At 65.0% G+C, this 12,937-nt stretch carries 18 protein-coding genes and 1 tRNA gene; 4 read left to right on the forward strand and 15 right to left on the reverse strand.

Annotated elements, in window-relative coordinates:
• Positions 1–8 precede the first annotated feature (8 nt).
• The 5 genes from AWQ68_RS42030 to AWQ68_RS04700 form a co-directional block, all read right to left on the reverse strand.
• The gene (locus tag AWQ68_RS42030) at positions 9–161 is read right to left on the reverse strand and encodes a hypothetical protein (protein ID WP_157544879.1); all 153 of its coding nucleotides are present in this window, start codon (positions 159–161) and stop codon (positions 9–11) included.
• Entirely contained in the window at positions 158–1,672 is a 1,515-nt protein-coding gene (locus AWQ68_RS04685) for an FtsK/SpoIIIE domain-containing protein (RefSeq protein WP_084463642.1), read from the reverse strand. The genes AWQ68_RS42030 and AWQ68_RS04685 overlap by 4 nt, the downstream gene beginning before the upstream one ends.
• Positions 1,673–1,760: 88 nt before the next feature.
• Positions 1,761–2,078, reverse strand: a complete 318-nt coding sequence (locus AWQ68_RS04690) for a hypothetical protein (RefSeq protein WP_066935115.1) — start codon at positions 2,076–2,078, stop codon at positions 1,761–1,763.
• The gene (locus AWQ68_RS04695; protein WP_157544881.1) at positions 2,078–2,326 is read right to left on the reverse strand and encodes a hypothetical protein; all 249 of its coding nucleotides are present in this window, start codon (positions 2,324–2,326) and stop codon (positions 2,078–2,080) included. The genes AWQ68_RS04690 and AWQ68_RS04695 overlap by 1 nt, the downstream gene beginning before the upstream one ends.
• A gap of 23 nt (positions 2,327–2,349) precedes the next feature.
• Positions 2,350–2,763: a plasmid replication, integration and excision activator gene (locus AWQ68_RS04700; protein WP_066935121.1), complete on the reverse strand. Its 414-nt coding sequence runs from the start codon at positions 2,761–2,763 to the stop codon at positions 2,350–2,352.
• A 237-nt stretch (positions 2,764–3,000) separates the two neighbouring features.
• Between AWQ68_RS04700 and AWQ68_RS04705 the strand changes: the two genes are divergently transcribed.
• Positions 3,001–3,582, forward strand: coding sequence for a hypothetical protein (locus tag AWQ68_RS04705; protein ID WP_066935124.1), 582 nt, complete (start codon positions 3,001–3,003; stop codon positions 3,580–3,582).
• A 3-nt stretch (positions 3,583–3,585) separates the two neighbouring features.
• On the opposite strand, the gene AWQ68_RS04710 is transcribed toward AWQ68_RS04705, so the two are convergent.
• The 5 genes from AWQ68_RS04710 to AWQ68_RS04730 all read right to left on the reverse strand — a co-directional run bounded on the left by AWQ68_RS04710 (position 3,586) and on the right by AWQ68_RS04730 (position 6,997).
• Complete coding sequence (locus AWQ68_RS04710) at positions 3,586–4,407, reverse strand: protein phosphatase 2C domain-containing protein (protein WP_066935128.1); 822 nt, start codon at positions 4,405–4,407, stop codon at positions 3,586–3,588.
• A complete protein-coding gene (locus AWQ68_RS04715; protein ID WP_066935129.1) occupies positions 4,407–5,246 on the reverse strand; it encodes a sigma-70 RNA polymerase sigma factor region 4 domain-containing protein in 840 nt (279 codons plus the stop codon). Before AWQ68_RS04715 ends, AWQ68_RS04710 begins: the two co-directional genes overlap by 1 nt.
• Positions 5,247–5,383: 137 nt before the next feature.
• On the reverse strand, positions 5,384–5,656 hold the full coding sequence (locus AWQ68_RS04720; protein ID WP_157544883.1) for a hypothetical protein: 273 nt from the start codon (positions 5,654–5,656) through the stop codon (positions 5,384–5,386).
• Positions 5,653–6,060: an ATP-binding protein gene (locus tag AWQ68_RS04725; RefSeq protein WP_084463643.1), complete on the reverse strand. Its 408-nt coding sequence runs from the start codon at positions 6,058–6,060 to the stop codon at positions 5,653–5,655. The genes AWQ68_RS04720 and AWQ68_RS04725 overlap by 4 nt, the downstream gene beginning before the upstream one ends.
• Before the next feature lie 103 nt (positions 6,061–6,163).
• The gene (locus AWQ68_RS04730) at positions 6,164–6,997 is read right to left on the reverse strand and encodes a helix-turn-helix domain-containing protein (RefSeq protein WP_157544885.1); all 834 of its coding nucleotides are present in this window, start codon (positions 6,995–6,997) and stop codon (positions 6,164–6,166) included.
• Positions 6,998–7,728: 731 nt separating this feature from the next.
• On the opposite strand from AWQ68_RS04730, the gene AWQ68_RS04735 reads away from it, so the two are divergent.
• From AWQ68_RS04735 to AWQ68_RS42040, 3 genes are all read left to right on the forward strand, one after another.
• Positions 7,729–8,178 carry a hypothetical protein gene (locus AWQ68_RS04735; RefSeq protein ID WP_157544887.1) on the forward strand — a complete coding sequence of 150 codons (450 nt, stop codon included), beginning with the start codon at positions 7,729–7,731 and terminating at the stop codon, positions 8,176–8,178.
• 87 nt (positions 8,179–8,265) lie between these two features.
• A tRNA-OTHER gene (locus AWQ68_RS42035) sits at positions 8,266–8,393 on the forward strand.
• 136 nt (positions 8,394–8,529) lie between these two features.
• The gene (locus tag AWQ68_RS42040) at positions 8,530–9,084 is read left to right on the forward strand and encodes a shikimate kinase (protein ID WP_169808854.1); all 555 of its coding nucleotides are present in this window, start codon (positions 8,530–8,532) and stop codon (positions 9,082–9,084) included.
• A gap of 643 nt (positions 9,085–9,727) precedes the next feature.
• Here the strand turns inward: AWQ68_RS42040 and AWQ68_RS04745 are convergent.
• The 5 genes from AWQ68_RS04745 to AWQ68_RS04765 all read right to left on the reverse strand — a co-directional run bounded on the left by AWQ68_RS04745 (position 9,728) and on the right by AWQ68_RS04765 (position 12,932).
• Positions 9,728–10,150, reverse strand: coding sequence for a type II toxin-antitoxin system VapC family toxin (locus AWQ68_RS04745; protein ID WP_066935141.1), 423 nt, complete (start codon positions 10,148–10,150; stop codon positions 9,728–9,730).
• Positions 10,147–10,467: a type II toxin-antitoxin system Phd/YefM family antitoxin gene (locus AWQ68_RS04750; RefSeq protein ID WP_157544891.1), complete on the reverse strand. Its 321-nt coding sequence runs from the start codon at positions 10,465–10,467 to the stop codon at positions 10,147–10,149. The genes AWQ68_RS04745 and AWQ68_RS04750 overlap by 4 nt, the downstream gene beginning before the upstream one ends.
• A 375-nt stretch (positions 10,468–10,842) precedes the next feature.
• A complete protein-coding gene (locus tag AWQ68_RS40470; protein ID WP_084463645.1) occupies positions 10,843–11,202 on the reverse strand; it encodes a YlcI/YnfO family protein in 360 nt (119 codons plus the stop codon).
• A complete protein-coding gene (locus AWQ68_RS40475) occupies positions 11,199–11,444 on the reverse strand; it encodes a hypothetical protein (RefSeq protein WP_157544893.1) in 246 nt (81 codons plus the stop codon). The genes AWQ68_RS40470 and AWQ68_RS40475 overlap by 4 nt, the downstream gene beginning before the upstream one ends.
• A 414-nt stretch (positions 11,445–11,858) precedes the next feature.
• Positions 11,859–12,932 carry a protein kinase family protein gene (locus AWQ68_RS04765; protein WP_066935634.1) on the reverse strand — a complete coding sequence of 358 codons (1,074 nt, stop codon included), beginning with the start codon at positions 12,930–12,932 and terminating at the stop codon, positions 11,859–11,861.
• Positions 12,933–12,937 lie beyond the last annotated feature (5 nt).

Below are 12,937 nucleotides of genomic sequence, written 5' to 3' on the forward strand. Positions count from 1 at the left end.
GGTGTCGGTCAACTGTCCTCCTTTCCGATCTCGGGGAAGGTGAGCGCGGTCTGTCCGCATTCGTGGCACTCGATCAGGCCGCGCACGGGGTCGAGCCACAGCACGTCGAGTACGGAGCAGCCGGAGCAGCGCAGGCCGTGGAGGAGGTGAGCCAGGGTCACGGTGCCACCTCTCCCACGACCGGCATGCGGGCAGTGACAGGCGTGGTGTCCGGGACAGAGTTCAGGGTCGCCGTATGGTCCGCGACTGGCACGGTGTCCACAGCCTGTGCGTACTCGGCGACCATCGCGCGAATGTCGTCGTCGGAGACGTAGGCGGCCCGCACCCGGATCGGGTCGGGTGAGGTTTCGAGCCGAACGTATCCGACGCCCGCGCCGAGTTCGGGAACCGGTGAGATGTGGTCGGCCAGTGCACCGCGATCACGTGCGCCGTCGCCGAGGACCATGTCGACCTGTTCGGACTCGTCGAGCCGGAGCGCGATCTTGTCGGGGAACAGGTTGCGGATGTTCATGACTTCCTTGCGCGGGTCCTGCAACGCGGCCATGACTCCGACGCCGACCGCCCGTCCTTGGGTGGTGAGCGTGGCGAGTGCGGCCGTGATGCGCTGCTTGAGTGTGCGGTCGGACTGGTAGGCGGTGAGGAACGCGACCTCATCGACGAGCACCAGGACGAACGGGTCCGCCACCGTCGGGACGTGGTTGCGCTGCTGTCCGGCGAAGCGTCCGGCGCGTTCCTGCATGACCGTGACGGCCTGGTCGAGCAGGTCGGCGCACTGCTCGGGGTCGGCCGCGTACCGGGTGAAGAGGTCCCGGCCGAACGAGAGTTCCATCAGTTTCGGGTCGAGTGCCCAGAGTTCGACCAGGCCCGCCCGCAGCGCGGGGAGTAGGCCGCGGATCGTCGACCAGAGGAACGAGCCTTTGCCGGCCCCGGTCGCTCCCGCGATCAGGACATGTGTGCCGTGGACCTTGAGCCGGTACGGGGTGCCGTCCTCACGAGCACCGATCTCGACCGGCCCAACCGAGACCACGTCCGGGATCGGGACGGCAGGCAGGGCAACGGCGAGCGGGTCACGCCGAGGGAAGGTCAGGACGAGGCGACCGGCCCGCGCGATGGAGACGCGGCAGGTTCGGGAGTCGAAGCCGTGGGCGAGTTGGTCGGTTCGGTCGGCCCAGTCTTTGACCGCTTGGCCGTTGAGCATCTTCACGGTGACGTGGTCGGCCCAGCCGTCGCAGTCGACCCGCACCAGTCGGGGCAGGTAGTCCCGGCCGCGTAAGTGTCGCCCGAGACCGGAGACGATCATCACGGGTTGCCAGTGACGGCGGTAGATCCAGATCCGTCGCCAGAAGGCGAGCAGCCGCCAGGCGACCAGCCGCGCGAACGAGGCCCGGTGAAGCGATGCCCAGGACAGGCCCGCCAGGAGGACGAGGCCGACGAGAAGCAGGGCGAGACGCCAGCCGTACAAGGTCCAGATCACACCGGGTACGGCCGGGCCGGCGACGGCGATCGGGTGCCGCCAGACGATCCGGATCAGGCCCGCGACCAGGCGGGACAGCCAGATCACGATCGTGACGAACGCCGGGGTCCGGACGACGGCCGGACGGAACACGACAGCGGTGTCGGGTGTGGTGGAGACGAGGTTGCGCGCCTCGTCTCCGGGAAGCTTTCGGAACATTAGGCTTGGTTTCCTCTCTCAAGCATTCGCGTGTGTGGGAGATCAGGGGCCGCCGGAAGGACCAGTTCCAGCGGCCCCGCTTCATCTCTCAGGCCGCCTCACCGGGGACCGGAGACGTGGCCGACTGCTGCTCGTCGTTGTGCAGGCGCTCGCAGTCGGCCAGGTACCGCGCGGCGGCGTTGAAGATCTGCCGGGCGATGTCGACATCGGTCGTGCTGACCGGCCCTGCTCCGCTGGTCGAGACCGCGATGTCGGCCTCGTTGGACTCGATCGACAGGTACGGCCGCCCGGAGTCCAGCACCGAGGCCCCCACCCGCAGATCAGGTGTGTAGAACGAGACCGCGAGCCGGGGCGGCTTGCCCGGATCGATCGACATCGTCACGTAGGTGTACGGGGTGCGCTTCATCAGGCCGCCACCCCTCGACCGTCCGGAAGGCCGTGGAACATGCGCTCCACCGACCGGGCGAACGAGGCCGCCTCACGCGCCAGAACTCGCGCGAACTCAACGTCCTCGGCGGTGACGTGGTCGGCGGCGGAGGTGGTGACGAGCACCTGAACTCCGCCGAAGACCAGCCCCAGCACCGGGGAGCGCTGCGGGTACGGGTGGTTGACCGCCGAGGCGCCCGGACCCGTCTTGAGGCTGATCGTGCTCACCGGGTGAGCCGCCCGCCGCCGCATCACGCCGCGTCCTTCGCGCTCGCGGCGGCCTTGCCCATCCGAACGGCGCGCATTTCGCGGACCCGGATCGAGTACGCCAGCCGGTTGGTGTTGCTGTTGACGTACGGCGTGACCGTGACGCCGTCGAACTCGACCGGCGTGAACGGCACCCCCGGCACCGGGGCCGGCGGAACCGGCTGCACTGCGGCGAGGATCTTCACCGCCACCGTCTTCTGTGACGGCTTGAGCGTCGGGTCCGCGTCCATCACGGCGACCTGCCAGACCAGTTCCCTTGTCTGCTTGTCGCGGGCCTGGACGAAGCGGCCGTTGGTCGAGGCGTCGAAGTCCTTGACCGCCTCGACCTCGCCCACCAGGTAGCAGCCGTGCGGGAACACCATGTCGAACGTGACCGGGATAGGTCCCTGTAGAGCCATGTCGTGTACCTCCTCTTCTGTCGACCCCCCTAGACATTTCGGCTGCGTCTCGCCCTGCGCGAGAACTGTCTAGGGGGCTATGCGGATGACGATAGCTCCGTCCTACCCCAACTGTCTAGGGGGGTAAACATAAGAGCGGTCCGATCGCTTGTGAAGAAATTGCGCAAAAGACGTGAATATCTCTGCTTGAGAATGGCGGCCCCTCTTCAGCTCTAGGAAACTGCGCCCGTGCCCCCCATGCCGAAGACTGCCCGATCACCCAAGCGGCCCCTCTTCATAGCGTTGCTCGGCTGGTTCCTGCTGACCGCTGCGTCCTATCTGTGGATACCGATGTTTAGGGTGATCGGGCCGCTCAACAGGCTTGTGCTCCTGGCGCTTTGGATATGGGTCATCCGCTCAACCTTCACTGCGGTGGCTTCCTGCCTCTCGCTCAAGGCCTACGCCCGAGCTTTCACCACACTGGTGATCGTGCTGACCATTGGCCCAGCCATCTGGTGGGCTGACTGGAAAGCCATCTATGTGGATAGCCAGTTCTGGTTGCATCGTGAGGAGTTCGCCGCTCTCGTCGATGCCCATGAGAACCACCGGCCGCTCATCGTGCCCTGGTGGATGGAGTACCTGTCGATAGACGGTCAAGTGCGGCAGCAGGGACAGACTCTCTACCTTCCGGTGTTCGAAGATCCCTGGCGCTCGGAAACCGGTGCTGGGATCGCTTACCTGCCGGGCACGCCGGATTCCCAGACAATCGTTCAGACCGCTGCCGGTGATATGGGCAGTCCAGTTCGTGACCTTGGGAGCGGCTGGTGGTGGGTGGAGTAGGGATCAGACACCGCAGTATGCGGCCGTGGCATCGTCAAACACCTTGCCCCGAGGCCAGCGCTTGCCATTGAGGTCGGACCGTTCTGCATCGCGGACCCGGCGGACAAGTTCGGCGGGGCCGCCCTGGGCGAGGATGTCGAGGGCTTGCCGCCAGGTGGCGAGTCCGAAGCGGTCGACGAGGCGGGATGCGCCATCGCTGAGGAGCGCCGCCGCGCGAACCTGGTCAGCGGGGAGTGTTCCTGTGAGCGCTTGTTCTGCGACGAGGGGGTCGGATGAGGCGACCCAGAATCCGCCGTCGCGGTTGCGGTGCGCTCGCATGGCTTCCACGTACGTCCGCAGAGCGGCGGTGTGATCGGTAGTGCCAGAGTCGAGCGCATCCATGGCCGTCCGGTAACGCTTGCCTACCTGGCCTTCCCGGTCGTCGGTGATGACCACCGGATCCTCTGTACCGATCACGTCGAGCACGAGGACAGAGTCTGCCAAGACGAGATAGTCCAGATCGTCACCGGTACGGCGGAGCATGACGACGGTGGCGGAAGGTGAGCCGGGATGGTTCACGTCGCAGGTGAAGTCATGCAGCGACGTTGCGGCCTTGATGCACTCCGCCAGGATTTCGGTCAAGGTGCCGGCGCTTTGCGTCAGAGATGCGATCAGTATTGAGCCGAGGGTTCGCGCGTACCAGGCCACTCCGTGGGAGCATCCAGATTCCGAGCCCGCAGGCGTACCCGCGCCATCCAGGAGGACCACGGCATCCGGGATCGCGGCGATGAAGTCCTCGTTGGGCCGGTCAGGGGATGCGGGTTCGGTGGCGAAGGTGACGTGCATCAGGTGTCCTCGTGGCGGTAGAGCGGACTGGCGAGTTCCGCTGTAACCGGTTCCCCCGTCTCCAGGTCGTATTCGACGCCGACCACAGTGGAGAAGCGCCCGTCCCCAGCTTGCCCCCACAGGGTGGCGATCTCGGTGGTGATGAGCTGGACGACGCCGAGGGTTCCTTGCGGGTGGATGCCGGTGAAGACCAGGACGTTGCCCTTGCCGTCCGGCCGGGGCAGCCGACCCAGGTACGCGTAGTCGACCGGGCGGGCCGGGTCGCTGTCGGAACCCGAGCGGTAGGTCGTGCCGGTACGGGTGTCACGGAGGGTCCAGGCGCCGTCCTTGACCCACTCCAACACGGGATCAGTCTCGTACAGCCCTCCCATGACGGGGGAGAGCTTGGGTCCGCAGATCACGATGAGGTTGGGCCGGTTGAGGTCGATCTCGCCGCCGAGGGGGACGTGTTCGAGCTCCATTGACAGGCCGAAGCCGCGCGCGAGGTCTTCCAGCCGCTTTGCGGCAGCGACGTCTTCCATCGCGACCACGGGCCGGGCGTTGGTGGCCTCGCGCTTGAGCGGGGTGGCCAGGGTGATGGTGCCGGTGCCGAGGAAAGCGCCCTCAGGTGCCGGGCCGGTGTGGCGGATATGGTGGATACGGCCACGGGTGAGCCCAGCCGCCTGGGCGATCTGCGCATAGGACATGCCTTGCGCGTGCAACTCTTGGATCACACGACGGCGGAGTCGAGCAAGTTCGGTGACCTCTTGCTGAGCGGCGTTGAGCCGTTCGGTGGCGGTCCGTAGCAGCAGGTACGGATCGTCGATGGCGGCTATGCGCTCAAGGTCGTTCGGTGGCATTGCTCCCCCTGGGTTGAACTCCGCTGAGTCTAGACCCCTGGACAGAATGCCGTCGATCCCCCTAGACGGTATGACTTCGCCTGTTTTGGGATTCGTTGCCCGTATGGCGGAGCGTCGGTTGGGGACACCGCGAGGGCTCATCTCGCCCGTCCGGCCATGATGTCCGCCCAGACCTCGCGGGCCTGCCGGAGCGGCCAGCGGTTCGTCTCAACGATCGAGACCGGAGTTCCCTGGATGGTGCGCCGGATGAAGCCGACGCCGGCCATCTCGTACAGCTCGTAGAACCGGGCCGTGCAGTCACACGTCCACGCCACCACCCGGCACCGGTCGCCGGATACGAACTCGAACCATTGCAGCTCGCGGCAGTTGGGCTGAGGCAACGACAGGTGCGGTGCGACGCAGTCGCTCATCTGCCGGTCGCCATGGCGGTGGCGGGGTCGAGGACGGCCCACACGGTCCGGCCGTTGTGGTCGCCCAGGACGCCCCAGCCGGTGGCGAGGGTGGAGACGAGCATGAGGCCGCGCCCTCCTTCGGCCTCTTCGTAGGCGGGGAGCAGTTCCGGAGAGCGGGGGCCGCCCTCGTCGGCGACGCCGAGCCACAGCCGCCGATGGTTGACGCGGATCGTGACGATGAACAGCCCGCCGAACCGGCCGCTGGCCGAGTGTCGTACGGCGTTGGTGGCCAGTTCGCTCACGATGAGTTCGGCCGATTCCAGGGACGGCCAACCCTTCAAGAAGGTGGTGACGAAGCGGCGGGCTTCGGTGATCGAGGCGGGGGAGCCGAGGAAGTGGCGGGACATTCGCCAGCCTGACATGGGCGTACTCCTGTGTATAGGGGGCTATACATGCATGTCGGCAGCGTATGACCAACGCTAGAAGCTACTCAAGGCATTCGACGTATAAATGCGCCAGAACTGGCTACTTGCTCGCGAGAGCGCGGTAGTCCGCCCCGATCTGCCCCAGAAGATCCCGCAGGGCATCGTCATACACAGCGGCAGCCGCGAACGCCTCGAAGACATCCATATGCGTGTCGATCTCGCCGGTCTCCGTCAGGGTGAGATCACCCGTCAGGCTCTCGACCACGCTCACCGAACCGTCGAAAATCGTGAACCCGTGGAGAGGGAAGGCCGGCGCTTCCACGCTCCAGGGCACGACCCCCAGGCGCACATGGGGAAGCGTGGACACCTGGGTAAGCCGGTCAAGCTGCGCCGGCATCAACGACGGCGATCCCGGCCACGTCCGCACCGCGCCCTCCGTCAGCACGAACGCGAACTTCCGACCAGGCTCGAACACGACGGCCTGAGACTCGACCCGTACGGCCGCCGCCTTGGCCGCGTCCTCTGGGTCCACATCCTGGCCGATCGAGAGAGCGAGCCGGGCATATTCGGCCGTCTGCAACAGCGGCGGAATCATCGCCGAGGAGAACACGGCCATCCATTGAGCCGAGCGAACCCGTGCGGCGTTCGCCGCCTCTCGACCGGCAAGCCCACTCTTCAACCGGGACACCTCATCACGCAGCCGCAGCAGCAGCGCGTCCAACTCACGCCGCCTGTCCTCGTCGAGGGTAAGCGCCGCGGATACCCGCTCAACCGTCTCCGGAGTCGGCAGCAATCGCCCGGTCTCCATCCGAGAAATCGTCGGCTGAGCCACCCCGGCCCGCTGCGCCAGGTCCTTACCAGTCAGCCCCGCATCCTTACGCAGCCGCCGCAGCAGCTCCCCCAGCTCCCGCAACCGATCCCGCCGCTCCTCCATGACCAACGGTCTACCACCGGACGTAGACAGCTCGGCCGATCATTGCCGAATTGAGCTTTTAAGGATCAAGGGCGGCGCTCCGCGCCGCCTCGCGGCCCTACGCCCGCTCGGCGGCCGAGCATGCGGCCTGGGGGCCGGTCCCGGCCGCCGGCAGCTCGGGCCGCCCACCGCACGCCTATCACGCCACAACCAGCGCCCTCACCGCTCACATTGCCGCGCCGTCGCGAGGAAGGAGCCACCGCGCGCTACCGGACTCGAACCGGCTCACCCCAATTACCGGGAAACGAACGCACAGGGCGTTGGCCTGAACTCCCATTCAGCATTTGCCCGCGGCGGCACGAAAAGCGTACGGCGACATAGGGCTGATGTCGAAGAATTAGCCTCCGGCGGGGCCTCGGCTCCGGGATGATCGCCCGGCCGTGAGCCCAAGTCCGTAGCTGGCTGAGGTGGGAGCCTGATCGTCCCGCCCGCCACGACCCAGGCAAGCCCAGCAGACCGACTCCTACGGCTCAAGCCCGTCTGTGGCCGTTGGCGTCCGATGATCGAGGAATGGGGACCGGCTCGCGTACACGCGAAGACGGGCTTGCCCCTCCGTCGCCGGCCCGCTGCCGCTTCGCGGTGGGTCGAGGCATACGGGACGATCAGGGGGAAGGCGTGCGCGGGCGCGCCACTCTCCTTGCCTTCTCAGCCGTAAGCCGTCAGATTGCTTTCAGACCTTCGAGAGGAGTTAGATGACCGAGGCATCTGCATCAAGGCCGAAAAAGCGGTCGCTACGTAAACCGGTGCTCTTGGTGCTGGCCGTCGTCATTGTGCTCCTTGCGGGGTTGGCTCTCTTCAACCGCGATGATTACGAGCAGGCCGATCTTCCGTTCATCGTCAAGCAGATCCAGGAGCACAAGGTCTGGAGCGCCACTGTTCGTGACAAGGAACAGCGCATCGAGATCACCATGATCGACGGCAAGCGCTTCCAAGCCGAGTGGGAGAAACCCGACAAGGCGAGAGAGCTGACTGACGCCCTGCGGAAAGCCGAGCCCAAAAGCGGATACACCATCGAAGTGTCGACGACCCGGCTCCTGCTCGGTCCCTTTGAGATCTTCGTGGGAGCGGTTCTAGCTGCGGTTCTAGTTGCGGTTCTAGTTGCAGTTTCACGCCGTCTGAGGCGGTTCCAGAAGGACCGCTGAGCGCCGCTGGTCCTGGTGGAACAGATCGGGACGGGCAAGATCCGAGCTGCTAATGCGGTTTGGCTGTACAGCCACGAGTACAGCCAAGGGGCGAGCGACGGCGGAACTCGGCGGACGTCCACGGACACCGCACCCGCAGGTCGGAGCCTCGGACCTCGATCGAATCGACTTCTTTAATCTGTAGGTTCAGGGTTCGAATCCCTGGCGCCCCACCATCAATGAGCTGGGCAGACTCCCGAATGGTGATCTTTCGGAAGGCTGCCCGGTTGCAGTTGTGCGCTTGTCTGTTCAGTCGGCCCACAGCGCGCGGCCAAGCAAGAGGAGAATGCATGAATGCATACAGCCCCTTGGATGGTCCTCATTGGTCCGGCCGCAGCAGGGAAGAGCACACTCGGTGACGGACTGGCCTCAGCGACAGGGCGAAGTTTTCTCGACGTTGACACCCTTGGCGAGACCTATTACGCCGAAGTGGGATGGAACATGGACAAACTGCGTGACCGAATCCAGGCCGTGGGCCGAGTGGCAGCCGAGCAGGAGTGGGAACCTGCGCGCGCTCATGCCGTGGAACGCATTGTCGCTGACCACCCCGGAACGATCATTTCCCTGGGAGCCGGCCACAGCCACTACACGCAATCTGAACTGTTCCAGCGTGTTCAGGCTGCCCTTCGCTCTGTCAACCATGTGGTGCTTGTACTGCCCTCCCCTGACCATGAACGATCCGTCCAGGTCCTGCGACAGCGCAGCCTCGCCACGAAGGGGACCAACTGGATCAGCAGGGACGGGCACGACTTCCTCTACCAGTGGGTACACGATCCGGGAAATCACGCTCTTGCGACGACGGTCCTCTATACCGAGGGTGACGAACCTGCGCAGAGCATCAGTCGCCTCATAACCATGTGCGACTGACCTCAAATGGGCCTGGATGGAACCAAACGCCTGCCAGCCGCACCGCCCATGGCCTGGCCGCCCGCGCGCGGAGTGTAGATCCGGAACATGCTCGGAATGATCTTGGCCAAGCCTCAGATGCCTGAAAGCCACGCGCAGGTCGACACGGTCTCACAACAAGAAACGGCGATCCACTTCTAATCCGATGCCCTTTGTCCTCCTCGCTGCGTGAGTGTCCCGGCCGTGCCCGCCGAGTCAAGGGCGCCTGCGGCGTCGCTTCGCGATCAACTTCGTTGACCCCTGACACGGCGGTCCCGTCCTGGGGGTCGGCAGCTACGAGGAGGACGGGGGCGGACCAGGGGACGGGCTGCGCATGGCACGCCGCCGCAGATCGCGAGCGTGATCGCCGGGCCATTAGCGGGCCATTAAGGGCGGTCAACAGGGGGCACTCACGGTCACTCGCGGAGTGCCCCTCGCCCAGGTCACGGCCGTTTCCCCTGCAGATCAGGCCGATTTGCAAGCAGGATGTCAGGAGTTCGAATCTCCTAGGCTCCACTCATAAGAAAGCCCAGGTGAGGGATAGTTTCCCCGACCTGGGCTTTGATTTTGGCGATCGATAGCGACAGATCGTCGGCTAGGACAAGCGGCCTCGGGACAGGATTCCTTACTCGCCATCCCACTGTGGCCGGGTAACCGGAACCACTGTGAGCAAGTGATCCAGCCCTTTGAAGTCCTTCGGGTTGCATGTGTAGAGCGGCAGGCGGTTCGCGATGGCGACACAGGCGATCATGAGATCCGCCGTCCGGGGACGTGGGTTGCGGCCTGAGGAGATGACAGCGGTCCAGAGTTGGCCGTACTCGCGGGCGGCGGTCTCGTCGAAGGGGAGGGGGTCGAACTCGGCCTCGGCTGCCTGCAGGATCTTCATTCGCTGAGCGAGTTCTTGCGGTCCGGACGCCACCAGCACGCCGACCGACAACTCTGCGGTGGTGATGGCGCTGATCATCATCTCGTCGGGTAGCTCATCCGGGTCGATCCCAGCCCGCAGGATGAGGATGTTGGTGTCGAGCAGCCCTTGATTAGGGGTCATTCCCCGTCCTCTGTGAACTCGCCCCTGCCGTAGGCGCGATCGTACGGGTCGTAGAGATCGTCATTGACGTGACGGTCCATATCCTTGCGGTACTTCCGGTCGTCCAAACGGGGCATGCCGCGGGACATCGCCACGAATTCGGCACGTGACACGGCCCGGCGTCGGCGCCGAATAGGGACCAGATCGCCGATGTGGTGGCCATTGCGGGTGACGGCGTACCGCTCCCCGCGTTCCAGCCCATCCATGATCTCCGCGGAGCGGTTACGCAGGTCGCGTTGAGAGATCTGGTGGGAGGGGTCAGGTTCAGAGATGCTCACCCCTCAAGTCTATGTCCGTGTGCTACGACGTGCTACTAAGTGGCACATCTCCGCCACTCGACTTCGTTGAGGCAGGTTGCGGCTTGATCGCGAGGCCATTAGCGGGTCATTAAGGGCGGCCAACAGGGGGCAGTCACGGTCACTCACGGACTGCCCCTCGCCCAGGTTGCGGCCGTCATCCCAGAAGATCGGCCCGATTTGCAAGCAGGATGTCAGGAGTTCGAATCTCCTAGGCTCCACCGCACGTCAAAGGCCACTTCCCATGATCAGGAAGTGGCCTTTCGATCTTGTGAGGTGGCGAAGTGCGGAACCGACGCAGGGGCAATCGGCCTCCGGCGGATTGCGTTTCCGCTATCAACAGGCCGGTTCTGAAAGTCACCCTGCCTTGAGGAACTGCTCGAATGCTTCTCGGGCCAGTGCGGACACCGTCTTACCCTCTTGCTCGGCTCGAGCCTTCGCGCGTTCGCGTAGTTCTTCGGGTACCCGGAAGGAGACCCTTGGTGAGTGCGTCCCTTCGCGTGTCAGTGAGGGACGCCCGCCGCGGCTGGTCGGGACGGGTACGCGGCCCTCATCGATCGCATGGTGAACATCGGCGATCGCATCATCCACATACTTGTCGGTGATCCGATTGCCCTTGCTGTCGTAGATCTCTTCGACGTCACTGTCGATCTCGGAGTCGTGATCCAGGACCAACTCGATGTCGTCGGGCGGCCACGCTTCTCGGTGCTCGGTCATGGCTTCCTCCTCCTCAACGCGGTCGGCATCACGTGAATGATCACCAGGTACTTATCGGTGAGGATGCCGATCACTTCCAGTTCGACGCCCCTATCATCTGGGCCGATCCATACCCATCGGTCCTCCAAGTTAGGGTCGGCAGCCGGAACGATGGCCGGCGGTCCGGATCGAACCACGTGAAGAGCACGCGCCTGCCCGATGCGGTGCTTGCGTGCCGACCGGTAGAAGCGCAACTTCCTCATGCCCATATTATGTCCGACACAACCACGATGGATAGGGCGTTCCGCAGACAGGCGCACATGGTGGGCGTGCGTGTCCCGGTGGTGACTCGGGATCCGCGCGGCTGAGCTGATCGTCGGGCCATTGGCGGGCCATTAGGGGCGGTCAACAGGGGGCAGTCACGGTCACTCACGGACCGCTCCTCGCCCAGGTCGCGGCCATCCCCCTGAAGATCAGGCCGATTCGCAAGCAGGATGTCAGGAGTTCGAATCTCCTAGGCTCCACCAGCCAAAACGCCGCTTTCCCGATCAAGGGAAGCGGCGTTCGTGCCATTAGCTTGCGGCCACAGCCTTCTGAGCCCTTGCGCTCAGCTTCCACCCGGGCGCTCAGCGCATCAGCGATCTCCTGATCAAGGTCGCGCGTCGCGTGCTGGTAGATCAACCTATTGCGCTCATGGCGCGTTCGATCTTCTCGCTCGGATACGGCGTTGTCCTACTGGTGCCGAACAGGTCCCAGTAGAAGTCGTTCATGGCCGCCGCCACGGGTGCGTACCGGCGGATCACTGCGGCTACAGTCGGCGGAGCATCAGCGGGGTCCGCGCCGTCCGCGCACGCGCGGATGTACTCGTTGCGTTGTACCGGTCCGCCGTTCTGCGGCACCTTCACCCCGCAGACATTGGTGACGAGCCAGTTGACCAGCCGCATCAGCGCGTACCCGATGTCGTGGGTCCGGTTGCGCTCCAGGAATTCGATCTCCTGCTTGGACAGGTCGAACCGAGAGGAGGTCGCCAATCCGAGGTCGGCGATGTACAGGCGTTCGCCATCGGTGAGAATGTTGCCGAAGTGGCCGTCGAAGTGCATCAATTGCTGGCCGTTCATGAAGGCCACGTCGGTGAGCAGGCACGACTCGACCATGGCGCTTGCCGCTATCGCAGCCTCCTGGCCGGCGGTGAGCTGAGCGGCGAGCCAGTTGTTGAGGCTGTAGGGGATGAACTCCTGGAACAGCACGATGCTGGCCGAGGCGCGGGCAAGGGCGTGAAGACGATCCCGTACCGCCGGTGATCTATCCCAGTACTGCACGACCGCCTCGACGTCGGCGTGCTCATCGCTGGGTGGCGGCGCTCCCGGCAGCACCCGCCAGTGATACAGCAGCGGAAAGGCCGCACTGCGCCCGGCCAGGACCCAGTTGGTCGTCATGACGTTGGCCGCAAGTTCACGCCACGCACCGAAGCCTGGCCCGCCGAACTCGACAAGTCCGTACTGGCAGAACGGAGGCACCCCGAACAGGTTCGCGGTGGACATCACATTGCCCGCGCGGCGCTCCAGGTCGGTCAGTGGGATTCGCTTGGCGAAGACCGGTACGCCATCGATCGCCAACACTGCCGAGGTACCACCGATCCCCGAGCCCAGAATCTGCGCCTGCTCCAGTGACTCGCCGAGCTGCCGGTCACTGTGCAACGCCAACGCGCTCGCGACATCGCTGTATCTGCTGACACGCTCACCTTGAGACATGTCCA

Source organism: Microtetraspora fusca (assembly GCF_001570365.1).
Classification (GTDB): Bacteria; Actinomycetota; Actinomycetes; order Streptosporangiales; family Streptosporangiaceae; genus Microtetraspora; species Microtetraspora fusca.